Consider the following 789-nt stretch of genomic DNA (forward strand, 5'->3'; position numbering starts at 1 on the left):
GGTTTCGGCTACTGCCTGGCCAAAGCCGGCAATTCCCGGCACGTTTTCCGTGCCGGCCCGCCGCTTAAGCTCCTGGTCACCGCCGTAAATGCGGTTGGGCAGGCGGATGCCGTCTCTTTCATACAAAAAGCCCAGGAACTTCGGCCCGTAGATCTTGTGGGCTGAAGTGGACATGAAGTCGATCTGCATCTCTTCTACGTCCAAGTCGACGTTGCCCAAGCCCTGGACGGCGTCAACATGGAAGTAGGCATTGCTGTCCTTGACGATTTCGCCGATTTCCTTGAGCGGGTTGATGGTGCCGACCTCATTGTTGACGGCCATCACCGATACCAGAATCGTTTCCGGCGTCAGCTCTTCTCTCAGCTGATCCAGGGAAATGTGGCCGTCGCTGTCCACGTCCAGATACGTGACTTCAAAGCCTTGCTCTTCCAGATGCTGCATGGAGCGCAGGACCGACTCGTGCTCGATCTTGGTCGTGATCAAGTGCTTGCCGATGTTCTGGCGCATTTCCGCCACCCCGAAGATCACGGTGTTGTTGCTTTCCGAACCGCCGGAAGTAAAGATGATTTCCTGGTCTTTGGCATTGATTGCCCGGGCGATCGTGTGCCGGGCCGTTTCAACGGTGTTGCGGGCCTTGCGTCCCAAAGTATGCGTGCTGGACGCGTTCCCGAAGTCATTGGCCATCTCGTCGGCGATGACGTCGACGACGGCCGGCGACATTGGCGTGGTGGCAGCATTGTCAAGATAGACTTGCTTCATTTAAAAATCGTTCTCCTTCAGATACTCAAC

The 789-nt window shown here is 56.3% G+C and carries 1 protein-coding gene; it reads right to left on the reverse strand.

Annotated features, from left to right (window positions below; genetic code table 11):
* On the reverse strand, window positions 1–759 hold a 759-nt coding region (locus lacNas_RS12125; protein ID WP_201346901.1), incomplete at its 3' end, for a cysteine desulfurase family protein.
* Window positions 760–789 lie beyond the last annotated feature (30 nt).

This window comes from Lactobacillus nasalidis, from assembly GCF_016587775.1.
Classification (GTDB): domain Bacteria; phylum Bacillota; class Bacilli; order Lactobacillales; family Lactobacillaceae; genus Lactobacillus; species Lactobacillus nasalidis.